We start from the raw sequence: 24210 nt of genomic DNA, 5'->3' as shown, positions 1-24210 counted from the left end.
GTATGGTTTTGAAGGCAGTTCTATTTGATTTTAATGGCGTCATTATCAATGATGAAGCGATTCATGAGCGACTGATTGAGCGGCTTCTGATTGAAGAAAATCTGCGGCTGAACTCTGGAGAGTTTGCTCGCGTTTGCCTAGGGCGTAGCGATCGCGCTTGTTTAACCGAACTGCTAGCGAGTCGGGGGCGAGTTGCCACAGAAGACTACCTGATGGACTTGATGCAGCGCAAAGCCCGTACTTATCAACGTGAGCTAGACACGATAGAAAAGCTGCCTATTTATCCTGGCTTAACTGATTTAATGTTTAATCTGCGGGCTGCTCAATTAAAGCTGGCTGTGGTGAGTGGAGCCTTACGAAGCGGAATTGAACTGGTGTTAGAAAAAGCGCAATTGGCTGCTTATTTTCAGGTGATTGTGGCGGGCGATGATATTGTTACGAGCAAACCAGAACCAGACGGTTATTTGCTAGTGGTTGAGCGTCTGAATCAACAATTTCTAGATCTGAATCTCCAACCTTCAGAGTGCCTCGCGATCGAGGATACTCCCGCAGGAATTCAAGCAGCAAAGCGGGCCGGAATTCCGGTGGTTGGGGTGGCCAATACTTATCCGTTTCACATGATGCAGCGGCAAGCGAATTGGGCGGTTGATTATCTCTCTGATTTAGAACTCGATCGCGTTCAAGCCGTCTATGCTAAATCCCCCGTACCTCAAGCATCGTAATACTCCTCAGTGCTGCGATCTACGGAGCCAAGATTTACACAGTCTTGATTCTGTTTGACCGTGATTTCATCAGCTAAGAATTTTTCTGGGCATAACATTGGGGAGTTGTAATTGGAACTGCCATGAAAGTTTTTTTGCCAACGGTGACAGCTAGCTTAGTTTTGGCGCTGAGTGCAACAGCAGCTAGGGCTGTGGTTTTGTACGATGGTTTATCTAGTCCTTCTCAAACGCCTGCTCAACAAAATTGGTTATATCAAGCCACCGCGATCGCGACTGCTCCGATCGCAACTGCAACAAGCAGCGGTACAGTCTTAGATACAGGTAATAGCTCTAACTATGCAGGTTATTTCAACGGAACTCCAGTCATTCTCGATCGCTCTAACGGCTACACAGTCAGCTTCAAATTAAGGGTTAATTCTGAGTCTCACGGGACAAACAACAATCGAGCGGGCTTTAGCGTGATTGTGATTAGTAAACAAGGAGCAGGTGAGGCTCAACCTTATGGTGTTGAACTTGGATTTTGGCTTAATAACATTTGGGCGCAGAGTTCCACTTTTACAAAAGCTGAAACCGCTACCTATAACACGCAATCGCTAGCTCATACTTACCATCTCAAAGTCAGTGGCAATCAATACAAACTGTTTGTAGACAATGCGACGACCCCTATTTTGCAAGGGCCAATGCGCCAATACACAGGCTATACGCCACCAGCAGGGTATCCCAACCCTTACAAGACCCCCAATCTGATTTTCTGGGGCGACAATACGACATCTGCGAAGGCAAAAGTGACTTTGATGAGGGTAGAGGCGAACTAACTCTGCTGAGAATGATGGTTTAAAGCGTTGAGGGCTGGCTAAAACAGCCCTTAGAGCCTGGTTTGGTTTCTTGCTATAATAGCGGGGTTATCTGGGGAATTAGCTCAGTTGGTAGAGTGCTGCGATCGCACCGCAGAGGTCAGGGGTTCGACTCCCCTATTCTCCATATGTCCTTTAAAGAATTATTTGTCACATTTAAAGAATTAATGTCTAATTTTACGAGTTTTGGGGGTTTCAGGCTCTAGGAGACAATTAACCCCCTCAAAATTCCTGTTTAAAGAATTAATGTCCAATTTTTGAGGATAACCTATGCTCAGGCAATCCAACCTGGAGCTTAATACCCAATGAGGTGCGATCGTAGCACTCCTTTCAACCCATCTGGATTTTGAAACACGATATTTGTTCTCAAAACGCTCAAACCCCTAACTTGTCTGTGTTTTATACAAATTGTGAAATGACAATTATAATTGGCAATTCCGCTTCGCTTCATTGCCGCGCTATCCTTCCCCACCCTAAAGAGGGATGGGGACTGTCGCGCTATTGTTCAATTGAGTTGAGAGCACCTTGTATAGTTCAACAACGTTGCATGAATAGAACACTACTGAGACACAATTAGCAATAAGTACTATTCATTCATATTTTTGAGTGTGGCGACAGCGGAGGGAGATGTGCGGCTGAGATAACGGAATATCCAGTACTTGAAGACGGTGTCAAGAATCACCGGGAAGGTTGCAATGAACAAGAAGATGCCATTCCGGCTCACAGCAATTCCCAAATGGTTCGCTATTTCTTCCAGCAAAACTTCCCAGCCGTGGGTCGAGTGATAGCCAACGAAGATATCCGTTAGCAAGATAATGATGAATGCTTTGGCACTGTCGCTTAGTCCATAAACGATATCATCTATGAATGACTTCAAAACAGCAATTTGCTTTGGACTGATCACAAGTAGCCAGCAAAAGGCAAATAAGCCGAGTAGATCAGCAAAGACATTACCAATCGCATGGCTACCGCGATCGCGGTAGTGCTCTGCAATTTCAACCGCTTTTGCATGGACTTGGGTTTCGATCGCCTCGGTTGAGAGTTGCGGGGCTGTAGCCAGTAAATTTTGAAAGCGCAGTTCTTTTTCAAAGGCTTCTAACTCCTGCAAGGCTTCCTCTTTCATTTCAACGTTCAAGAATGCCTGAGCGGAGTTTTCCCTATGAAACCGCTCCACGATTGGTTCAATCAGAAAGTTTTTCGATAACTGTTGAGTCAATATCGGCACCAGAATCAGCAGGGCAAGAAATTTGAGTGCGACTCTAGTTTTTGTGCTGGAGTGGCGAAAGTTGGTGAGGAGCTCTTTTTCAGAATTAGGGTTTAATTCTGTTGTGATGCGATTGACGGTTCTACCAATGGAGCGTGGTAAGACACTCTTTCTCTTCGAGGACTCATGGGCAGGAGGTGCCCCTTCAAACATATCTAAATCTGCCTGTAGTCTCTCTGGTGGAACGGTCGTCAAGCGGGTGTTTTTAGCCATCGTTAGCTTTGCCTCATATTTGGCAAGCAGTTGATCGATCACTGCCAGTTTTTCCAGCAGTGCGTAATCTGTCCTGCCCAGCATGGCTCGACTCAGCTTGAATTCTGCAACTCGCAGTTTAGCGGTGTTGAGGTAACGATCGAGGTCAGTTCGCAAACACGCCATCACATTGGTAGGATGACGGGTTAAAGTCAGATCAATGTCATTGCCATCAAAGTATTGACGCTCGATCGCCTGAATGTTCAGTACTGCTTGATAGGCTTGCTCCAAAGCCCGTTCTGGTGTTTTAGTGAACCACTGGTAAGCAGTTTGTACTGGGTCCCACAAGGTCTTGTGAGAAGCATCAAAGGCTCTGGTTGGTAGACCGACTTTCATAGTCAAACTTCCGGCAACGATTGAGAGATTTTTGGAACGGGGGTAAGTTTATGTAATGAAGGGAAGGTCGTTACAGTTGGGATAGACGGGAGGTCAAGAGGCGGTTCATCCATCCTTCCAGGTAGGCACGGACTGCTTGCTGCTCGTTCGGATCAGAGGTACAGAGGGAATGGGGAGCTAGCCCTTGAATGGCGGCATTGGTCACGCAGAACATAGATTTTTGGAAGCTCTGGCAAATTTGGACCCGCAGGTTGTCTTCGCCTCTGGGCGATCGCTGATAGATCTTATGCAGGTAATTTGGCAAGAAATGACGCATATCTTGCATGAGTAGTGTGGGTGGAATGCCTGCGGCTCCGGTCATGAGTGGATCAGCAAACAATGCGCCGTAAGCAAATTCAGCGGGGTTGGGAGAAATCTGGTGTGCCTGAGCGTTGTAGGAGACCGTGCCAAAAAAGGGCGTTCCCTTGAGAAAAACGGCTTCGACATAGGGAACCGCCACGTCCATCAAAAACGTGATTCCGGCGGAGAGGGGAATGATGTCGTAAGACTGGTTGCGAATTCTGACGGTGTAAGTGATGGGGGTTGCAGCAGCATCAACCAAACCCTGGCAAATGTGGTTAACGACGTGACGAACGGATGGAATCTCGCCGCGATCGTAGCCAGCCGACAATTCCATAAACAGATCGCTCATGATGCGCCAGAACTGACCCAGGGCACTGTAGTAGCACAGTTGCCGAATCTGTTCTGGGAAAAAGGCTGGAAAGAGGCGATGAAATCCTTGGAGGAGGGGATTGTTGTGCAGTTTAGTGGTGATCGCCTGTTGAGCTAGGGCGGCGAGTTCCGGGGAATCCAGGTAAGCATCAAAGCTGTTGCTACCATGCCACAACATTGCCTTCATGCAGTATTCAGCATATTCAAAGTTGATGCGATCGTGCTGTGCATATTGCAGTATCTTTTTGAGCGTGATTTCCCCATTGAAATATTTGAAGAAGGGAAACGGCTCTAGAAAAGCATTTTCAGCAATGTAAATCAAATTTTTGCAGTAGGCATCCAGGACAATCCCGTAGCTGTGCAGAACTCCCACAACTTCCTGAACATGCTGGGTCGAGTTGGGAAGCAGGGTATGACCCGATTCGAGTTGATGAATGTAGTGACTGAGGGGATGACTGGATGACTTCAATGACACGCTGGTTGTAACCATGACAATGCCTCCTAAAGGTTTTGATGGATTTAACGGAATTGCTAAGGATTGCTAAGTGGTTGCTTACAGCGGTGGAGCAGTGCTGGGCTGAGAGATGACCAAGGATGCGTCTGTGATTCTTGTCGTGGGTTCCAAGGCTGCGCTCGCGGCTTCACTCAGACCAATCAACCAACTTGGTTGAATCCCCAACAGAATGATGATTGCCGCTAGAACAGCTGCTGGGAGGCGTTCTGACCAACTAACGCGAGGTAGATCTATCACTGCTGATGACAGGCGACCAAAAAAGGCACGGTTGAGTAACACCAGGAAGTAAACTGCCGTCAAGCCTGTACCGACCATGCAAAGCAGCGTTTGTGCTGGAAACACCGCAAAACTACCCCGGAAGATCAAAAACTCAGCGACAAATCCTGCCATACCAGGAATTCCAGCACTTGCCATCACCGCTAACACCATCAAGCTCCCCACCACTGGCAGTCCGCGTTCGGGATTGAGCAGTCCTTTGAGCGTATCCAAACTGCGCGTCCCCGTTTTGACGTAGACCACGCCCACCAGCAGAAACAGTAAGCCAGAGATGAGACCGTGACTCACCATTTGCACAACGGCTCCCAGCAAGCTCAGTGGTGTTGCCGCCGCTGCTGCCAGCAGAATAAAGCCCATGTGTCCAACTGAGCTGTAGGCAACCATCTTCTTCATGTCGGTTTGAGCGATCGCCGCGAGTATCCCAAACAACACACTCACTACCGCCCAGGCTGCTAACCAAGGAGCCAAAGTTGTCCAGGCTGCAGGAAATAACCCTACCCCAAAGCGCAGCAATCCGTAGGTGCCCAACTTCAACAGAACTCCTGCCAATAAGACGGAAACGGGGGTTGAAGCCTCGACATGAGCATCAGGTAGCCAGGTGTGAAACGGAACTAGCGGCACCTTGATGGCAAACCCTAGCAGAATCGGCAGTAGCAAAAGCATTTGAGTTTCGAGTGGAAGCATGGCAGCCAGTGTTGGGTCGTAGGCAAAGGTAGATGCCCCTGTGAAACCGACGACTCCTAGGAAGCTAACCAGTAAGCACATGCCCGAAAGGGATGTAAAAATCAGGAACTTAGTCGCTGCATACTCCCGTCGCGCACCGCCCCAAATGTTAATCAGCAGGTACAGGGGAAGCAGTTCCAGTTCATAGAACAGGAAAAACAGCAGCAAATCGTGAGCCAAGAACGCTCCTGCCACCGCTGCATTCAACAGCAACATTAGCGCGTAATACAATCGGGGACGATGAATATCTTTAGTGGTGCTGTAGATGGCAATTCCGGTCAGCAATCCATTCAGCACCAAGAGAGACGACGATAACCCATCAATCCCCAGATGGTACGTCAAACCCAGCGTATCCAGCCAGGAAAGATGTTCCTCAAACTGCAACGTAGAACTCAACAGATCAAACTGACTTGCTAAGGCGATCGTCCAAACAAACATTAATGTTGCGATCGCCAAAGTACCCCAGCGAGCCGAACGAGGCGTGATTCCAGGACAAAACCCAATGATAACTGCACCTAATAAAGGTATCCCAATCAAAGCACTCAGCATGATCATTCTCCTTATTTAAGCTTCAGCTTCTCGATTCACTCAGCTATCTTTCGTAAACCCATGTTTCAGGACTCACTGTTCACTCTCAACATCAGCTTCTAGAAGAGAAAGCTAATGACAGTGGATAAACTAAAACCCTGCAAAAACTCCCAACTCACCATCACAACCAGCACACCTAAACTCACCAAGATAGTAAATACATAGGATTGAGAAGCGCCAGACGTGACATACTTAAGACTCTGACCGCTAAAGATGGCAGCAAATCCAATTAAATTTGCAACGCCATCAAAGATGTAGCGATCGCACCAGACAGAGAACTTCGAGATCTGCGCCACTGCAAAGACCACCGTTGAGTGATATAAACGATCGGCATAGAAGTCATAGGCCAGCATGTTGTGGAAGAAGCCTGGAATCTTAGACACCGGGCTCAACCAGATTCGCTTGAACGGGAACATGGCACCGACCCCAAAACCCAGTAAGCCAGACGCTACAAGCAGCATTTCTGCCACGGGATTCAAGCTGAAGATAGGAGGCAGCAACATTAACTTTCGCAGCATCAAGGGAACTGAGATGTCCGTCACGTTCAGAGCCACCATTGGTAGAGCCATCATCCAACCTACTTCTGGGGCTCGACGGGCTTTCACCTGCGGTTGCCCCAAGAACACCAGACGAAAGACTCGCATCATATTAAACGCTGTCAAGCCATTCACCAATAGCAACACACTGATGAGCCAAGGAGCATCTGCCCAGAAGCGATCGACCCCCTGTTGCATTGCCCAAAAGCCACCCAACGGAAACAGTCCGACTAAGCCAACCGCACCCACCAGAAATGCACTCGCGGTAATTGGCATGGTTTTGCCCAATCCGCCCATCTCGGTCAAATCCTGGCTATTCGTGTTGGCAATCACGCAGCCGATACTCATAAACAGAAGGGCTTTGGCGATCGCATGGGCCAGAATCAGCATCAGGGCAAACTCGATTTGCTGTATGCCCACCGCGACAAATACCAATCCCAGGTAGGCGCTCGTGGAGTGAGAAAGGGCACGCTTAATGTCAATTTGCGCGATCGCCACCAGAGAAGAGCCGATCGCAGTTACGGAGCCGATCGCAATCAACGTTGCCATCACAATCGGCGACAGGGCTAAAATGGGCTGCATCTTAATCAGCAGGTAGGCACCGCAGGAAACCACCAGCGAATTTCGCAACACTGAGGCAGGACTGGGTGCTTCCATCGCTTCATCTAACCACAAATGCAGCGGAAACTGGGCACACTTACCAACTGGACCCGCTATCAGAGCCAATCCCAGCAGTGTTGCGGTGACAGGTGATAAATGAGCCGTTTCTGCCCAGGTATACAGGTCAGAAAAATTGGTGCTGCCAGCCAGAGTAGAAAGCGCAACAACGCCCATTAGCAGCAGCACATCACCCACTCGCTTAGTCAGGAAGGCATCGCGCGCGGCTGTGATCACTAAAGGCTGGGCATACCAGAAGCCCACCAGCAAATAGGTGGAGACGGTTAACAACTCTAGCAGGCAGTAGCTGAGCAACAGTGAATCACTCAGGGTTAACCCACTCATGGCTGCCTCAAAAAATCCCATTAGGGCAAAGAAACGGGCCAATGCCCAGTCTTTCTCCATGTAGCCCAGGGCAAACAGTTGTACCAGGAGGCTCAGTCCTGTCACCAACTCCATCGCCCCAACAGTAACCGCAGAAATTTCCAGGGCAAAAGTCAAATCGAGGTCTGCCGCATGGAACCAATGAATTATCAGCTGTTGAGCCGGATGGTTCGAAACTGCGTTGAAGACAAATAGCCCATGCACATAGGCGCTAAAGGTCATGAGTAGATTGAAATACGCTGCTGGACGAGGGCCTGTGCGTTGAATGATTCCTAAAGACCAGGGAAGGGTGAGAACTGCACCTAGCAAGCCATAGAACGGAATCAGCCAGATGGTTTGAATGAGGAATTCAGTGATTGACATCTCTCTCAACTGCTAATAGGTAAAAACTTACAAACCAACCCGTTCGGGAATGGAGGGAACTAAAACTCTTCTGCAAAGGGACCTGATGCAGGAAAGCTCACTGGATTCGTTCGCGTAGCAAACGGTCTGCGGTAGCGATCCGTTAAACCTTCCCATTCCACGGTGATGGTGCTGCCTCTTCCTTCCTGCTGGCTTGCCCAGTTAGACAGCAAGTCGAAACAAGTGTGATCGACATAAGCCAGCTTTTCCAGATGAACGTACAACTGTGTCTTAGGAGGAATCCTTTCTAGAGCAGAGGCTAACTCAGGCAAGCGGACAAACGTTGCAGCACCTTCTAAGTGAATGTCAATCCGTTGAGTACGCTCATCATGCTCTACCCGAATCTTCAAGTTAGACACTTTGGAAATCACGAAGACTGCGGTTAAGACAATGCCAATTAGAATTCCTGTTAACAGCTCCGTGATCACGATGGTAATAAAGGTGGCGAAGAAGATGATCAGCGGAATTCGCCCATATCGTTTGAGGTGACGAATATGTTCTACTTCAATTAGCCGGTAGCCTGTGACAACTAGAATTGCAGCCAGACTTGCGGTTGGCACCATCCTGAGCAAGTTAGGAGCAGCCACTACCAATACAATTAACCACACTCCGTGCAGAATGGCTGAAACTCTGGTTTTTGCACCCGCCTCCACGTTGACCGAGCTACGCACAATCACCCCTGTCATTGGCACGGTACCCAGTGCTCCGCAAATCAGGTTACCAATTCCCTGGGCACTTAACTCTTGATCAAAATTCGCTCTGGGACCCTGGTGCATGCGATCGACTGCGACGGCTGAGAGCAAACTTTCGGCACTGGCAATGAATGCAATTGTGATTGCCTGGAGCAACATGGGAGCTCGAATCACATTAAAAAAACTGCTCAGTTGCGGTAGTCGAATTGTTTCTAGCAAATTCGCAGGGACATCTACATAACTGATCTGTAGCTTTAATATGCTTGCAATTAATGTCGCTAGAACCACTGCAACTAATGCACCGGGTACCAGCCTTAATTTTTCAGGCTTAAACTTATCCCATGCCACCAGCGTCACAATTGATAAAAAGCCGATTGCTGCTGCTAGATGATGATTAGCGTCACTAACCGAGACGAAAGCTTTATAGAAGGCTTCAGGGATAGAGAGCAAGTTGTCAATGCCATGAATACGGGGCTTGTCATCGATCATGACGTGGAGCTGAGATGCGAGAATCAGCACCCCAATACCCGACAACATGCCGTAGATCACTGCAGGAGACATGGCCCGAAATAGTTGCCCCAGCTTAAACCGACCTGCTAGCAGTTGAATTAAGCCTGCTAACATCAGCACCGGACCCACCATCTCGATGCCGTGGTCGCGCACGAGTTCTGCTACGACAACCGCCAATCCAGCCGCTGGTCCACTGACTTGAAAGGGCGAACCCGAAATACTGCCAACAACAATGCCACCCACCATACCTGTCACCAAACCCAGAGCAGGCGGCACGCCAGAGGCAAGCGCGATACCCATACACAGCGGCAAAGCAACGAGGAACACTACAAACGAAGCAAGTAAATCCTTAGTCAATAGTTGCGGATCTAAGAGACTTTTAAGCTTTCTCACGAGTTTCCTCCAACCACAATGACTTTTAGAGTGTCATTGCTTGAAATAAAGACGATCACACGGTGGGGCTGACGCACTTAAATCTCGCTCTCCTCCGCTTCTTAAAGAAGGGAGCGCATTAAGACTCCTCAAAGGAAATGGAAGATTTAACTGCGTAAGTCCTGAGCGCGTTAACTTCTATTAACCAATAGAGTCTCAACGCTTAATGAATCTTCAATGAACGTTTTATGAGAAAGCTTTCATGAAAGGGTAGCTGCGAACTAATCCGCTTGGTGAGTCGATCAAGTAATTGTATTCGCCTCCCTTTCTTGTATGCCCAAACGGTTTTAAGCCCTCAATTCTAAAACTTTGAGAAGTTACGTGCTTTGCACACGCAACCGAACAGTTTCTCTAGAATCAGGGGCTAGGGAGGTTAATCGAGAAATATTAAGCTATATAACGCTCGACCAACTGTGTTTGGACTCGTGTCAGCAGTGCCTTGAACCGCAGTGGCTTTGTGATGTAGTCACTTGCGCCAATTTTTAGCGCCATTGCCTTTTGATTTTCATCGTCCTGAGCCGTGATGATAATAATCGGACGCGAATCTCCCTGAGCACGTAGCTGCTTAAGTACAGTCCAGCCATCGATCACTGGCAAATCTAAATCAAGCAACAGCAGATCAAAGGGTTGTTTTTGAGTGAGTTTGATCGCCTCTTGCCCATCGCGGGCGATCGCAACTGTAAATCCATATTTGCGGAATCCTTTCTCTAAAAATGCGGCAATGCGAGATTCATCCTCAGCAATTAAAATCTGCTTCATGGGTTGCTATCAAGAGGCTAGAGCCAACAGGAACACATAAAAAATGTGTTTTGCGTCACTTCTTACAGTTTGTCACGAGATTCGAGAAAACTGAATGAAAAAGCTCTCATGTCTGCAATCGGTAACCCATACCTCTGACGGTTTCGATCAGGTCACCACCAAGCTTCTTACGTAGATACCCCACATACACATCCACAATGTTTGAACCAGGGTCATAGTCGTAACCCCAAACGTGGTTGAGCAACTGCTCCCGGCTCATCACCTGTCCTGAATAGCGTAGAAACGTTTCTGCCAGGATGAACTCTCGGGCTGACAGTTCAATCGGGCGATCGCCCACCTGTACCTCACGAGTTCGCAGATTAAGCGTCACTGGACCACTTGTCAGCACCATATCTTCCTTGCTAGAAGACACTTGGCGATTTCGCAGTTGCACCCGCACCCGCGCCAACAATTCTTCAAACCGGAACGGCTTGGTTACATAATCATCTGCGCCGCCTTCTAAACCTGCTACTTTGGCGTGAATGTCGTCACGGGCAGTCAAAACAATAATGGGCAATCGTTCCCCCTGCCCCCTCAGAATCTCTAGCACAGTCAAACCATCCTGGTCAGGTAGTCCTAAATCCAAAATCAGCAGATCAAATTCACCGTTCTGGGTCAGCAGTATTGCCTCATGGGCATTGGTCACTACGGTTGTGATTAATCCATTGGCTTTGAGTCCCTTTTCTATAAAGGCAGCAATCCGAGATTCGTCTTCAGCAATTAGAAGGCGACTCATCTTAGATGTCCTCTTAAGCAGGTTTCAGTGGAATGATAATTGTAAAAGTAGACCCCATCCCAAGTTGGCTATTTAGCTCTACCCGACCGTTATGTGCTTCCGCGATCGCCTGCACGATTGCTAACCCTAAACCTGTCCCCTCTATAGAACGGCTGTTCATACCACGAGCAAATCGCTGAAAAATTCGCTTTTGGTCTTCTGGTGCAATTCCCTTGCCAGTATCACTTATCCAAAACCGGATCAAGTTCCCCCTTAAGCTAGATCCAAGTGCGATTGTACCTGTGCTCTCTGTGTATTGCGTTGCGTTTTGTGCCAAATTTGTCAAAGCTTGAGTCAACCGGTGTCGATCAATCACAATCTGCCCTTTGCCCAAGGCATCCAGTTGCCAGTTGCAATCGCCCAGTGCCGTAATTTTGGTAAATAGTTCCTCGGTCAATGAACTCAAGTCCACGGTTTCAAATTGCAAAAAATCGGGTCGTTCTGCCTTTGCCAGCACAACTAAATCATTGACCAAACGACTCATACGATCGAGTTCGTCTAGTACCAATTCCAGGGTTGCCTGTTGTTCTTCGGGATCATCTCCCATCAGCTCCAAATGCCCGCGCACGATGGTGATAGGAGTTCGCAGTTCATGTCCTGCATCATTGAGGAAATTACGCTGGCTGTCAAAAGCTGCCTGCAACCGATCCATCATCTCATTGAAGGTGAGAGCTACCCTGTCTAATTCCCCGCTTCCCTGGACAGGTAGTCGCTGCGTCAGGTCAGACTCACTCACCGAACGGGCTGCTTTAGACAATAACTGTAGCGGTGCTAGCACCCGCCCTGCCGCAATCCAAGCAAGCAGTGATGCAAAACCCAATACTCCGATCATCACCTCTGTAACCACAATTACAGCATTATTAATCTCCTTGTGCTCAGTTGCTGTGGAGTAAGCTACCACAAGCACCCCCCGGTTGCTCCCCTTCACTAGCGGTTCAGCAATGTAAACCAGCGAGTCATTGGGAGATATCGTCAGTTGTCCCTGCTGAGAATGGGTTGACAGGGCTAGCTGACTCATCAGGGCTGAATTCTTATGCAGCTCTCCTGGAATGGCGCTAGGGCTAGAACGGTAGAACTGACCATTGAATAGGGTAATGAGAAACTGTCCATCATCTGGCACGGTGCGATCAAGAAACACGTTAAAAATAGATTCGATGTCATTTCCAAACGGTTTTTCTGTAGATGGATTTTGTTCGGTTGTCAATTGCCGAAACTCCTCAATTTCCCGGGTTAGTGATTGCTGAAACTCTTGGTCTAAACGATCAGAAAGCTTCTCCCGAATAGCCACGACAGTAACAATCGCGGAGCAAGTCATTAGCCCCAAATACCAAATTAATATTTGCGTTCGGGCTTCCCCCAACACACCCCATCGGCGAAGAAATCGATTGAGTTTTCTAAGATACAAAGCCCTTGTTCTCCTGCTTGGCTGACAAAAGTCTAAGGGATTGAAACGAAAGGTAAGAAGGAAGAGGAGCTTGGTTTAAGCTGATCAGTTACCACACCCATTAGCAAAACCCATGGCTCCTACTTCCCGTCTCTATGATGCGTTGCATGATTATTTGAGTCAATGTCAAGGTACAAGGTTTCATCAGTCCGACTGCAACCCGGACAAGCCTACTTCACTCCCGCTGTGTCTCTGGGTAAAAGGAAGCCCGATGCCAATGTTTATCTGGCCTTTGCTCATGACCAACCCAGTGACGAGGATTGGGTGATTGTCAGTGACGAACTTACCAATTTACAAACCTTTGCCCAATACCGATTCCGGTTCCAAGTGAAAGAATCTTTCTTGGACCTCAAATCTAATGGCTTTAGCCTCGAAGCATCACGCTTAAGAGACAAATTTGCGCTGACTCAACTCTGTGGCGTGATTGCGCTGACGATGCTGTTTTTGGTGCTGCAAGGGACTCAAGTAGTGGCATTGGGCCAGCGTCGTTTAGTCGATACTCATTGGCGTCGGGGCATGAGTTATCTCAAATTAGGTTGGAACTGGATTCGTCTAGCCCTGACTTAACAATGGAAACTTTCTCTTTTTCAGTTTCTATCGAGTGCCCCCGACCCTCAACCTGCGCTCGCTGCTCAACGACAACACGATCAGTTTTTTAATCGTGAATTTATTGTCCTGAAACGCTTTCCAGCTTTTTAGTTTTGTCAGTCAAGCAGCCAAAATCGGATTAGTTGGAAACGCACAATGTAACCAATTCGCCGTAACTCTGGATCCAATAGTCCCTTTACCGATTAACCAAAATCGGATTAGTTGGAAACAAAAGTAAATCGTACTGGGGCATCAGCATCGGGAAGCTTTACCGATAAACCAAAATCGGATTAGTTGGAAACATGGTAGCCCGCTGATCGTTGGCTAGCCCCGACTTCATGGAGCGGATGGCTTTACCGGTAAACCAAAATCGGATTAGTTGAAAACCCGAACGGGACAATGACAATGCCTACGCCAGTCTCAGCGCCTCACTAATGAGTTGAAATGGACTAATTGAAACCATACAAGAGGGCGGAAGCGAAACATTCTCCGTCCTCTCTTTGTCTTTGCCACCATTAAAATAGAAAGCGATCGCCCCATGTCCCTGTTCTTAAAACTACAGCAGGCTGAATATGACGCTGGCAAAACCCTCCATTGAGCAGACCGATCCCCCGCGATCGCCCAAAGAAGTACTGCCCACCATGTATGATTTGCCTAGCGAAAATCTAGAGGAACCTGGCTTGCCCGATGAATATCACTACCTCCAGCCCCAACTACTGAGTGCTACCTTTCGCTTGGCAGACTATGCTGCCGACCAAGTCTTTACTGCTGGCGATCTCAACCTGTATTACGACGTTCACCACCCCAACTGGTACAAGCGTCCCGACTGGTTCGCTGCGGTCGGCGTGCCTCGTCTTTACGAAAACCGAGACCTGCGTTTAAGCTACGTCATCTGGCAAGAAGGCATCAGTCCCAGCATTGTAGTCGAGCTACTCTCCCCAGGCACCGAAGCCGAAGACCTCGGTCAGCGCGATCGCAGCAGCGGCCAACCTCCCACCAAATGGGAAGTCTACGAGCAAATTCTCCGCATTCCTTATTACATCCTCTTCAACCGCTACACCAACCTGCTCCGCTGTTTTACCCTAGTTGCAGGCCAATATCAGGAAGTAGAACTCACAGAACCAAAGCTGTGGATGCCAACTCTGAATATCGGCATAGGAATATGGCATGGGGAATACAGCGGCATTCAACGCCAGTGGCTCCGTTGGTACGATGCCCAGAACCGTTGGATTCCTACGGATGCCGAACGAGCCGACAGACTAGCAGCCCGATTGCAGGCAATGGGACTAGACCCAAACGAATTAGATTAGTTAAAAACTACTGAAAAGGGTTTTTGTAACGTGATAGATCAACCCTAATTCAGAGTTAAGCGATCGCCCGTGTACTTCGGGAACGAGCGAGCACCTCTTTCCAATTAAGTGATGAGTCTTGATAAAATTTAGCCTCAAGCACCACTGAGGGTTAAATCACGACAGCTAATCTGTCACATCCTTAGTTTAAGCCCTTGAGGAGATACGACAGGTAATTTGTCATTAATCTGGATTGTGACACGCAATTTGTCTCCAGTTCAGGTAATTTGCAGTAAGCTTTTAGACCCAGAGCGATCGCTGGAATACTTATCCAGTAGTCACTCTGGGCTGACGACACTAATTAGTCACGACGACATTTAATTAGTTCCTGTACATCTGTGTCATCCGCTGATAACGCCAAAAGGTCACAAAGCCACTAAAAGAGCTGTGTAACCCATAGCACCGAAGGCGAAGGCTCCAAAGCGGCTATCTCTCTCGTCTGGTAGTTCTTCCTTCAAAACATTCAGCACAATGCCACCCGCTAAAAAGGCAAACAGGATTGCGATCGCCGCCTGAGGAATTTGAGTGCCACTGCCTATAGCCCAGCCAGCCATCACAGCAGCGGACAAGATCCAGCGGCCTATTTGGTCATAGGGCTTCTTGTGGTGCTCTCTAAGGCCGTAGTCATTGACCAAAAAATGTAAGCCCATCGCTACTGCGAAAAGTAGCAAACTCATAACTCCGGATTCTTCTCGATGCAGTAGAAGATAGCCGATTAGGGCGTTGTAAGGTGCAAATGACACCATGTGCAGCCAAAAGACTTCTACTTCAGTTACATCTCCTTGGCCTGCTGCCTGGTTACGCTGTCGAGAAACTTTTGCAGCTCGCTCTAATCCATAAAAGGCCACTAAGCCAGCCAATGACAGCAAATAGACGTGATGGTCTAGAAATGTCCATCCTTCTCCCCAGCTTTGGTGTAGAGTCTCTTGAGCAACACTCAAATCCGGTAGGATATGGACAAAAACATAGGCAACTGACACGCCACTGCCAAACGATAACCAGCGGCTACGAGGGGCAACTTTTAGAAAACGTAACCTACTAGAGAATACATGCACTATAACTAGAGCGACAGCTGACAGACCTGAGAGAAAGACGACATTCAAGGGTGTAGATACCGCAACTTCTGCCAAAGTCATGAACCGATCGATTCCTCATGCTACGTCAATTAGCAGAATATGGGCCATAACTACTTCTCTAACTGGCTGCATGTACGCTTCGTCTACCAGACTAGAAGTTAGGGCGAGCTGGCTGCCTCCGACTCAGGATGTAATTTTGTATATGTATATATACGTATTTCTAAGATGGTGAGACCTGTAAAATTTAATAGCGCATACTGGGGATCACCCACAAATCCACAGCTTCCCCTACTAACAAGCCCAGGCCAGCCATCAAGACTGAGCAAAAGAACACGTCTATTTGCTTAAAACCAGTGGCCCTCATTTCTAATTCTGCATATAGCAGCGAAACCAGCGGCAGCAGCGTTAGGTTCAATAATATGGGTTTCGTCAATACCAGAGTGACGGCAACGCTAAACAGCATACTAAGGCCGACTACAATTAGCAATTTTTGAGTCGCAAACCAAACCAGTGATTCCAGAATTGGATGGCTTTTCCAAGCGGTTACTAAGGTGACCGCAATGACAAAAGTGCCGACTAGCCAAAAGATGTGGTGAGCCGATAAATGCCACCCTAACACCGTGTAGGCTAAAACGAGCAGAACGAGGGCGAACCAAGGTTTTCGAGTCAGCAGTTCAGTGTTCATAAAAAATGGAATTCTGCTACACCAATGCCAAATAAACATGGAGCTAGGATGCTCCTTCCACTATAACTAGCCACTGACTCATGGGGCTGATAGCCATATCACATTTTTATTAAGAAGTTGGTGCTTCAGATTTGGGTCGCCTTAGGGCTGAGCAGGCGATCGCCTGGGTTCGTCACGGGTCACTTCTTTGACCTCGCTCACCGTAAAAATTAATGTGAAAGGTTGTCCCATTTCCCGCTCGACAAAGGCCTCTAAGAGGCGGACTTGCTTTGCGGTCACTGGGCCTGACGATCGCACTGTTACCCGTACCTGCGGGGGCTTCGTTAACCAGTTGGTGTTGATGCTTAACAATTCTAATCGTTGAAAAGTAATGGTTCGGTTCACTAAGGCTGTGCGAAGGCTACTTTCCAAACGGGATTGTCTGATTAGTTCAGCAAAGCCCACACTTAAGGGCAGCAGCAACGCGGCTGTGAACGCTAGTGCCCAACCTAAAGCTTTGCGAGCTTGGTGGAACGGCATATAGCCCGCTAGGAGAAACGTCAGCATACAAGAGAGCGTGATGCCCAGCAAGTTGGTTAGGTAGAGTAGGGTGGCTCCCCAACTAAGCGACCAGTTTCCTTGGGCTAAGCCTAGGCCGATCACACAAACAGGCGGCATTAAGGCTACAGCGATCGCGGTTCCTGCTAAACTTTCAGAAATTTTGGGTTGCACTTTGGCATAGCCACTAATGCTGCCAGCGGCCACCGCAATTCCTAGATCGATTAGGGTTGGTTCTGAACGGGAGATGATTTCGCTGCCATAGCTGGGTAGTCCTACCATCATGGCTAAAACCCAGGCTAGGCTAGCCGCTAATAAAGTGCCTACGCTGACGGCAAGCAATCCTTCCTGAAAGAGATGAATATCCCCTTTCAAAGCCCCAAAAGCCAGCCCTCGGATGGGTAACATCAAGGGAGCAATAATCATCGCGCCGATAATTACAGCGGTGCTGTTGGCTAGCAATCCTAAAGTGGCGATCGCGCAAGAGCCAATAATTAGGATTAAGTAGGAGATCCCCAGCTTAGATTCTTCCAGCAGCTCTGTTTGTAGCCGCTCCAGTTGCAGCGATTCAGTTCTTCGAGCTTTAAAGTGGTTCAGGCGATCGCGAATCCCTTTAAACATTACTGACAACATTACTGATAACCCGCTGCTTGTAAAGAGAACAAATGAGCATAGCGCCCGCCTGTTTGTAGCAAGTCTTCATGGCTACCTTGCTCAATCAGTTCCCCAGCCGATAGCACTACAATCCAATCAGCCATTCGCACGGTCGAGAAGCGATGAGAGATCAAAATTGCCATTTGGTGCTCAGTCACGGTTCGAAAGTGATTGAAGATTTGCACCTCCGCTTCTGCATCCATCGCTGAAGTAGGCTCATCTAAAACCAGAATATCGGCCCCTGTCCGCATAAAAGCGCGAGACAAAGCAATCTTCTGCCACTGTCCACCCGACAACTCTCGCCCCCCTTTAAACCACCTACCTAACTGAGTTTGAAATCCCTCTGCCATTTCCTGAATAAAGGGCAAAGCCATACTCTTGTCGGCGGCAACTTCCCAGCGCGGTGAGTCAGTGATATGTTCCACATCTCCCACGCCCACATTCTCTCCGACAGTAAATTGGTAGCGGACAAAGTTCTGAAAGATCACGCCAATGCGACGTTGGAGCACTTCCGTGTCCCAAGCTTCCAAATCTAGACCATCGAGAAAAATACGGCCTGAGCTAGGGCTGTAGAGGCGGGTGAGTAGCTTGATTAGTGTGGTTTTGCCAGAACCATTTTCACCTACGATCGCCATCTTTTCTCCGGGCCTAAGATGGAAAGAAACATTGTTTAAAGCAGGTTGGGTATTGCCGGGATAAGTAAAAGAGACATTTTCAAAACGAATTCCATCTCCAGGGACTGGCCCCCGCTTAGCAGTTCCGGCAGGCTGAGGAATCTCTTGTTCTAAAAATTCATACAAATTAGAAAGATAAAGAGAGTCCTCAAACATACCACCGATGGAACTTAGCGCCGAGGAAAAGGTGGTCTGACCTTGGCGAAACACCACCAAATACATGGTCAAGTCACCCAAAGAGATTCGCCCCGCGATCGCCTCAAGCACAATCCAGGTATAAGCTGCGTAAAAAGCCGCTGTGCTGAGTAATCCCAGCAAGTAACCCCACAGTCCGCGCCGAATGGTTAAGCTGCGGTCTTCATCATAAAGGCGATGGAAGATCTCTTGATAGCGAGTCAAGAGCAACGGCCCCAACTGAAACAGCTTCACCTCCATAGCAAAGTCTTCACGGGCAATCAAAGTTTCCAAATAGGTTTGCTCTCTGGTTTCGGGGGCACGCCAACGAAACAACCGAAAAGCTTGCCCTGCAAAGCGAGTCTCGGCGATAAAGGCAGGCACAGCGGCCAACATCAGCACAAAGACGGCTCCAATGGAGAAGTTCAGCAGCAACCCGCCATAGGTAATCAGTGCTAAGCTATCTTGCACCAGTCCAAAGGTTCGCCCTACCAAACTTAAGGGGCGGCTAGAAGCTTCCCGGCGGGCACGGGTCATTTTGTCGTAAAACTCTGAATCCTCGAAATGCGCCATATCCAAAGTCAGGGCTTTCTTGAGAATCAGCACATTCACTTTCTGCCCCAGCAACACCCGCAGCAATGACTGACAGAGCGTGAGTCCTTGCTTACTACCCGCCAACAAGGCAACCGCGATCGCTTCTAGGCCAAGGTATCCTAGTGCGTCCCAGCGATCGCTGAGCGATTGCGACTGCGAAGCCGCCACTACACTATCAATAATGAGTTTGCCAACATAGGCGATCGCGCCAGGAAGCAACCCCGCAATTAGGGTAAAAAGAGCCAAGGCGATCGTCAAGCGGTGATTGGTTGACCAAACCAACTCCACAGCGCGGCCACCATATTGAAACAAATTCAGCGATTGGGGGAGTTCCTGCAAGCGCCGTTGCAGAGCTGTGTAAAGCCCCGTGTAAAGGTTACGATACTTCATATTCTCCACGATAGCCCGCACTGCTAACCGCTGGCATGATTACCGTTTTGTCTTGCTAGCAAAACTCACATCGCTGCCAATGAAACGCTATTCTGAATCAGGGCCAAGCTCTACCAAGGCCACGATCATGGCATTTTTTCAATCTCTATTTCGACACTCAAATCGCGCTTTAATGCGGTATAGCAACTACTGCTTGATCAGCATCATGTTCGCCAATCTCTGTTTGGCCTTGCAAGCAGGCTCGCCCGGATTAATTACGGGAATCGTCGTTGGTAGCTCTCTCCTTTATTTACCACTGAGCTTAGTGAACCTGTGGTGGCAGTGGCAGCAGTATAAAGTGCGACTTGCCCAGCTTAACGCTGAGTTTCGGACTCAACTCGCCACCTCGTACCCAAAACCCTTAGGTAATCCTCAATGTGTTTACTCAGCGCGATCGCCCCATATTAGATGTGCGGTGCATCCCTATGGACCTTGTGAAGGTTGCTTAGACTTTTCGCCTCGGTCATAAATTCGCTCGTTCTAGACAAATTCCAAAAAAGTAACATTTGAACTTGTTTTGTTTCAGTAGGCAGTGCCATACTCCTAAATACACATAAATCTACCGACTTGCCGTAGATTAAGTAGAGCAAAATTTGGTGGCCCAAGCTGGGGCTAATAGGAGTAATTGGTATGGCGATCGCACCTCAGGCAGACCAAGCACAAAACCAGTTGAACAATCAGAGCTACCGTTTGGTTCGAGATCCGCTGCCACGGATAAACCAGCCCAGCCAACTCAGTTTGGCCATCCTACAACGGCTGTGGTGGCATACCAAGGGATACAGTACCGTTTTAGGCGTGATGCTGTTGGTGGGCAGTAGTTTGGTTTTTCTGAGCTTGCATTGGCTGACTCGACAATTACTGCGAATTGATTTGGCCGAAAGTTCTGTCGAGGATGCAGGTTCGGCTTCTTGAGTGCAATGGCGATCGCGGAATTCACCTTGATTCCGCCCTTAGATTTGATTCTGATCAAAGTCGTTAATTATAAATTTTAATTAAATAAAAGTAGATTCATAAAAATAGGTAGAGCCGAAAAATTGTGAAGATTGGGCAAAAAACGGCCTGAGTAGAATCAGGGATCGACAACATCAAAAAAGTATTACTACAATGAAATCAGCATCCATGAAATATGAGGTGTGATTCTCAAGGATTGTCAAAAGCTTTGCTGATAGTTTGGCCTAGGTAGTGGCGCATCACTCAACCCTACCTTAGTAAAGCTATTTAAGAGGGGCTTGTTTTATCAACCTTACTAACACTACAGCGCCGTATTCTCTAACATCTTGCCTCTCTTTTTGCCGTCTTACTCTCTCTTTGATCTTTTGTAAGTAGCAAAGCTTAGCACTACAGAACTCATATTTCGAGTTAATCCTGTGGCTTAATTGCAGCCAGTAGGATTGGATGCTGCTGAACAATTTAAGCGAGGAAGTTAGGTAACATGCTGAACCTATCCAAGCCTAAAGAGTTTGATTGCCTAGCCAGCTACATCCTAGAAATGGTGACGGCTGTGCAAGTCGATCAACTCAAGCCATTCTTTGACCAGCTTCCACCCGATCCCTATTTAGCGGGTAACTACCGCTTTAGGCGTCTTTCTCATTTCCAAATTGCAGGCGATCGCTTGAATAAACTCCCCCATCGGCATTTATTCCAGTCGAAAACTTACAATCCTTTACTGGGTGATGTGGCCAGAGAATACGCAGAGCTGGATGATGGCTTAATTCAGTTAGAAGACTTTCAAAAAATCATTTGGGAATTTTTTCAGTTCTGTCAACTTTGCACCCCTCATAAAGAAGTTGCCGTCCACCAAATTAGAACCACCGCTACCTCTCAACAAATAGGAAATCCTGCCCCAGAAGGCATTCACCGCGATGGCGTTGATCTAGTCGGCATATTTTCCGTGAATCGTGCCCGCATTGAAGGCGGTGAAACACATCTCTATAAAGATAAACAAAGCAGCCCAGCTTTTACTAAAGTGCTTAACCCCGGTGAGCTTCTAGTATTTAGAGATGATCAATACTTCCATTTCACCTCCTCGGTGAGCGCGATCGCCCCTGAAGACGGAGAGCGGGATGTCTTTGTCTTCACCTGTCCTGGCCTGTTTGTACCGGAATAAACCTTCCACCGAAATAAAGCTTCCACCGAAATAAACCTTATTAATTGGGAGACTTTTATGATTGCCCTTGACCTCAACTGGATTCGCTCTCAGTTTCCAGCCTTGACTCAAGAGATCAACGGTCAACCTGCTATCTTCTGTGACGGCCCTGGTGGTACACAAGTCCCAAAGACAGTGGTAGATGCCATCAGTGACTATCTACTCACCTCCAATGCCAACGCTCATGGTGCTTTTGCTACGAGCCATCGGACAGATACGCTAATTGCCGCCGCTCGGAGTGCTGTGGCTGACTTTCTCAACTGTGGCAGTGATGAAGTTGTGTTTGGGGCTAACATGACGACTCTCACCTACGCCATCAGTCGGGCAATCGGTCGGACACTGCAACCTGGAGATGAGATCATTGTTACCACTCTTGACCACTACGCTAATGTCTGTGCCTGGGAAGCTCTGGTAGAACGGGGCATTGTGGTTCGCACAGTGGATATGCATCCAGAGGATTGCACCCTAAATTGGGATGAATTGACGCGATCGCTAAATGAACGCACCAAATTAGTTGCAGTTGGCTATGCCTCTAATGCGGTCGGCACGATTAACGACATTGCCAGAATCACGCGGCTGGCCCATCAAGTTGGGGCTTGGGTATTTGTAGATGCGGTGCACTATGCCCCCCACGGCGCGATCGATGTGCAAGCCCTTGATTGTGATTTCCTCGTCTGCTCAGCTTACAAATTCTTTGGGCCACACCTGGGAATCCTCTATGCCAAGCGAGAACATCTCGCACAGATCCAACCTTACAAGGTCTTGCCCGCTCCGGATGAGGTGCCGTCTCGTTGGGAAACAGGAACTCAAAACTATGAAGGCATGGCAGGTTTACTCGCTACCTTAGGTTACTTAACGGAGCTGGGACATCGAGTTAATCCATCGGTACAAAACCGTCAAGCGGCGCTAGCTGCTGTGACATCTGCAATTCACACTTATGAAACAGAACTGAGCCAAGCCTTGTTGCAGGGTTTACTAGAGATTCCGGGTGTCACTGTCTACGGCATCACCGACCCAAATCGCTTAGCTGAACGAACTCCTACTTTCGGTATCCGCATCAACGGTTACACACCTTACGAACTCGCAACGCAACTGGGCGATCGCGGCATCTTTACCTGGCATGGTCATTTCTATGCCTTGGGCGTCATAGAACGGCTAGGGCTGGCAGCAAGCGGTGGTTTGCTAAGGATTGGCCTAGTTCATTACAACACGATGGATGAGGTAAATCGTTTGCTACAGACCTTGGAGGAGATGACCGAACTCGTAGGGGCGGGTTTTGTGAACAGATTATCGACTGGACCAGCATTTGAGCTAAACCCGCCCCTACAGCTGTGAAATACTGGCTATGAGAAGCTATGAAGAATGAATAGAACTTTGGTAACTGGGGCGCAGGGGCAATTGGGCAGTGACTTGGTGACAGCTCTGCGTCGGATCTATGGGGTAGAACAGGTTGTAGAGAGTGGGCGATCGCCACCTCATCCTGAAAGCAATTCTCCCTTATATCGATCCAATTGTGCCCCTTATGCTGTATGAGGCCAAGTTAGCCAAGGCTATGGCTCGCGATTTGCTGAACGAAGGCATTTATGTGATTGGTTTTAGTTATCCCGTAGTACCCCAAGGCCAAGCCCGCATTCGGGTTCAACTTTCCGCCGCTCATACTCAAGCACATCTAGATCGCTGCATTGATGCGTTTGCAGGAGTCGGCAAAAAACATGACGTGATTTAGGTAAATCGGTTATGTCATATTCTAGCGATCGCACTTCACCCCAATCTCAAACTATTCACGAACCACCTTTTGTAGAAATTAATGGACTACTTTTCTATAAAGAGGAAGGCAAGACACCTGAGTTTCTAGATGCTTCTTTTAGCACAACATTATTTGATGAAAGGGTGATTGTCGATCACCTAGTCATGTTGTTTTCTAGTGCTTTAGCTCTCAACCAATACAGCGATCGCTTGATCCAGTATGGAGCACAAGCTGTTGAAGGGCCAGGAATATGGCCACAGGATTTTTGTCCGGGTCTAACCTCTTTCCCTGATGACCTAACGATGTATTTTCTCTCAGTTCTGATGCCATCGGGTGGGATTGTTGTTCTAGCTGCCCCTCATACCCCTCATGATCAGCTCGATCGCCTAATCCAGGAAAGGGGTTTGAATACTGTCCATCACGTGGCTCTGCATACCAATGATATAAACTCAGCAGCAGAAATATGTCAGAGAAAAGGCTTTGTACCTTTATCCACAGTGCCTCAAGATGACGGTTGTCTGTGTCAGTGGTCTTTCAAAAATTTAGCAGGACAAATCATAGAACTAATTCACCGTCGATGTACAGACGGAGCAACTTTCTCTTGCCAAAATATCGCGGCATTACGTCTTACGGAAGAGACCTAACCCCCAGCCCCTTCCCTGCGAGGGAAGGGGAGCCAAATTCTTA

General features: G+C 48.2%; 24 protein-coding genes and 1 tRNA gene. 13 read left to right on the top strand and 12 right to left on the bottom strand.

The genetic code is table 11. From position 1 onward, the window contains the following. The first annotated feature begins 2 nt into the window (after window positions 1-2). The 3 genes from KME12_09010 (at window position 3) to KME12_09000 (ending at window position 1703) form a co-directional block, all read left to right on the top strand. Window positions 3-722, top strand: coding sequence for an HAD family phosphatase (locus tag KME12_09010; GenBank protein ID MBW4487916.1), 720 nt, complete (start codon window positions 3-5; stop codon window positions 720-722). Between the two features lie 122 nt (window positions 723-844). Next, a complete protein-coding gene (locus KME12_09005) occupies window positions 845-1537 on the top strand; it encodes a hypothetical protein (protein MBW4487915.1) in 693 nt (230 codons plus the stop codon). Window positions 1538-1630: 93 nt separating this feature from the next. Next, window positions 1631-1703: transfer RNA gene (locus KME12_09000), tRNA-Ala, on the top strand. Window positions 1704-2162: 459 nt separating this feature from the next. Here the strand turns inward: KME12_09000 and KME12_08995 are convergent. The 8 genes from KME12_08995 to KME12_08960 all read right to left on the bottom strand — a co-directional run bounded on the left by KME12_08995 (window position 2163) and on the right by KME12_08960 (window position 12741). Then, on the bottom strand, window positions 2163-3428 hold the full coding sequence (locus tag KME12_08995; GenBank protein ID MBW4487914.1) for a proton extrusion protein PcxA: 1266 nt from the start codon (window positions 3426-3428) through the stop codon (window positions 2163-2165). 70 nt (window positions 3429-3498) lie between these two features. After that, window positions 3499-4629: a CO2 hydration protein gene (locus tag KME12_08990; GenBank protein ID MBW4487913.1), complete on the bottom strand. Its 1131-nt coding sequence runs from the start codon at window positions 4627-4629 to the stop codon at window positions 3499-3501. Between the two features lie 63 nt (window positions 4630-4692). Next, window positions 4693-6201, bottom strand: a complete 1509-nt coding sequence (locus KME12_08985) for an NADH-quinone oxidoreductase subunit M (GenBank protein MBW4487912.1) — start codon at window positions 6199-6201, stop codon at window positions 4693-4695. A 98-nt stretch (window positions 6202-6299) separates the two neighbouring features. After that, on the bottom strand, window positions 6300-8174 hold the full coding sequence (locus KME12_08980; GenBank protein ID MBW4487911.1) for an NAD(P)H-quinone oxidoreductase subunit F: 1875 nt from the start codon (window positions 8172-8174) through the stop codon (window positions 6300-6302). Between the two features lie 65 nt (window positions 8175-8239). Beyond that, a complete protein-coding gene (locus KME12_08975; protein MBW4487910.1) occupies window positions 8240-9814 on the bottom strand; it encodes a SulP family inorganic anion transporter in 1575 nt (524 codons plus the stop codon). Between the two features lie 426 nt (window positions 9815-10240). Continuing rightward, entirely contained in the window at window positions 10241-10612 is a 372-nt protein-coding gene (locus KME12_08970; GenBank protein MBW4487909.1) for a response regulator, read from the bottom strand. Window positions 10613-10718: 106 nt separating this feature from the next. Next, complete coding sequence (locus KME12_08965; protein ID MBW4487908.1) at window positions 10719-11387, bottom strand: response regulator transcription factor; 669 nt, start codon at window positions 11385-11387, stop codon at window positions 10719-10721. A 13-nt stretch (window positions 11388-11400) separates the two neighbouring features. Next, on the bottom strand, window positions 11401-12741 hold the full coding sequence (locus tag KME12_08960; GenBank protein MBW4487907.1) for a HAMP domain-containing protein: 1341 nt from the start codon (window positions 12739-12741) through the stop codon (window positions 11401-11403). 252 nt (window positions 12742-12993) lie between these two features. Between KME12_08960 and KME12_08955 the strand changes: the two genes are divergently transcribed. The 3 genes from KME12_08955 to KME12_08945 all read left to right on the top strand — a co-directional run bounded on the left by KME12_08955 (window position 12994) and on the right by KME12_08945 (window position 15128). Then, the gene (locus KME12_08955) at window positions 12994-13437 is read left to right on the top strand and encodes a hypothetical protein (protein MBW4487906.1); all 444 of its coding nucleotides are present in this window, start codon (window positions 12994-12996) and stop codon (window positions 13435-13437) included. Between the two features lie 593 nt (window positions 13438-14030). Then, window positions 14031-14768 (top strand): Uma2 family endonuclease, encoded by a 738-nt coding sequence (locus tag KME12_08950; GenBank protein MBW4487905.1) that lies wholly within the window; start codon window positions 14031-14033, stop codon window positions 14766-14768. A gap of 216 nt (window positions 14769-14984) precedes the next feature. After that, on the top strand, window positions 14985-15128 hold the full coding sequence (locus tag KME12_08945) for a hypothetical protein (GenBank protein MBW4487904.1): 144 nt from the start codon (window positions 14985-14987) through the stop codon (window positions 15126-15128). A 44-nt stretch (window positions 15129-15172) separates the two neighbouring features. On the opposite strand, the gene KME12_08940 is transcribed toward KME12_08945, so the two are convergent. The 4 genes from KME12_08940 to KME12_08925 form a co-directional block, all read right to left on the bottom strand. Beyond that, window positions 15173-15943 (bottom strand): ZIP family metal transporter, encoded by a 771-nt coding sequence (locus KME12_08940; protein ID MBW4487903.1) that lies wholly within the window; start codon window positions 15941-15943, stop codon window positions 15173-15175. 184 nt (window positions 15944-16127) lie between these two features. After that, a complete protein-coding gene (locus tag KME12_08935) occupies window positions 16128-16568 on the bottom strand; it encodes a hypothetical protein (GenBank protein ID MBW4487902.1) in 441 nt (146 codons plus the stop codon). Between the two features lie 141 nt (window positions 16569-16709). Beyond that, window positions 16710-17726, bottom strand: a complete 1017-nt coding sequence (locus KME12_08930; protein ID MBW4487901.1) for a DUF389 domain-containing protein — start codon at window positions 17724-17726, stop codon at window positions 16710-16712. An 11-nt stretch (window positions 17727-17737) separates the two neighbouring features. Continuing rightward, on the bottom strand, window positions 17738-19591 hold the full coding sequence (locus tag KME12_08925) for an ABC transporter ATP-binding protein/permease (protein ID MBW4487900.1): 1854 nt from the start codon (window positions 19589-19591) through the stop codon (window positions 17738-17740). Window positions 19592-19718: 127 nt separating this feature from the next. On the opposite strand from KME12_08925, the gene KME12_08920 reads away from it, so the two are divergent. The 7 genes from KME12_08920 (at window position 19719) to KME12_08890 (ending at window position 24167) form a co-directional block, all read left to right on the top strand. Next, entirely contained in the window at window positions 19719-20099 is a 381-nt protein-coding gene (locus tag KME12_08920; GenBank protein MBW4487899.1) for a hypothetical protein, read from the top strand. A gap of 161 nt (window positions 20100-20260) precedes the next feature. After that, the gene (locus KME12_08915; protein ID MBW4487898.1) at window positions 20261-20542 is read left to right on the top strand and encodes a hypothetical protein; all 282 of its coding nucleotides are present in this window, start codon (window positions 20261-20263) and stop codon (window positions 20540-20542) included. A 520-nt stretch (window positions 20543-21062) separates the two neighbouring features. Next, window positions 21063-21737: a 2OG-Fe dioxygenase family protein gene (locus tag KME12_08910; protein ID MBW4487897.1), complete on the top strand. Its 675-nt coding sequence runs from the start codon at window positions 21063-21065 to the stop codon at window positions 21735-21737. 57 nt (window positions 21738-21794) lie between these two features. After that, on the top strand, window positions 21795-23111 hold the full coding sequence (locus tag KME12_08905) for a cysteine desulfurase-like protein (protein MBW4487896.1): 1317 nt from the start codon (window positions 21795-21797) through the stop codon (window positions 23109-23111). Between the two features lie 27 nt (window positions 23112-23138). Continuing rightward, window positions 23139-23309, top strand: coding sequence for a hypothetical protein (locus KME12_08900; protein ID MBW4487895.1), 171 nt, complete (start codon window positions 23139-23141; stop codon window positions 23307-23309). Further along, the gene (locus KME12_08895; protein ID MBW4487894.1) at window positions 23299-23502 is read left to right on the top strand and encodes a hypothetical protein; all 204 of its coding nucleotides are present in this window, start codon (window positions 23299-23301) and stop codon (window positions 23500-23502) included. The genes KME12_08900 and KME12_08895 overlap by 11 nt, the downstream gene beginning before the upstream one ends. Window positions 23503-23513: 11 nt before the next feature. Then, the gene (locus KME12_08890; GenBank protein ID MBW4487893.1) at window positions 23514-24167 is read left to right on the top strand and encodes a hypothetical protein; all 654 of its coding nucleotides are present in this window, start codon (window positions 23514-23516) and stop codon (window positions 24165-24167) included. Window positions 24168-24210 lie beyond the last annotated feature (43 nt).

The organism is Trichocoleus desertorum ATA4-8-CV12 (genome assembly GCA_019358975.1).
Lineage (GTDB): Bacteria > Cyanobacteriota > Cyanobacteriia > FACHB-46 > FACHB-46 > Trichocoleus > Trichocoleus desertorum_A.
The sequence above is the reverse complement of the archived record's forward strand: the minus strand, read 5'-3'. Positions and strand labels throughout refer to the sequence as shown.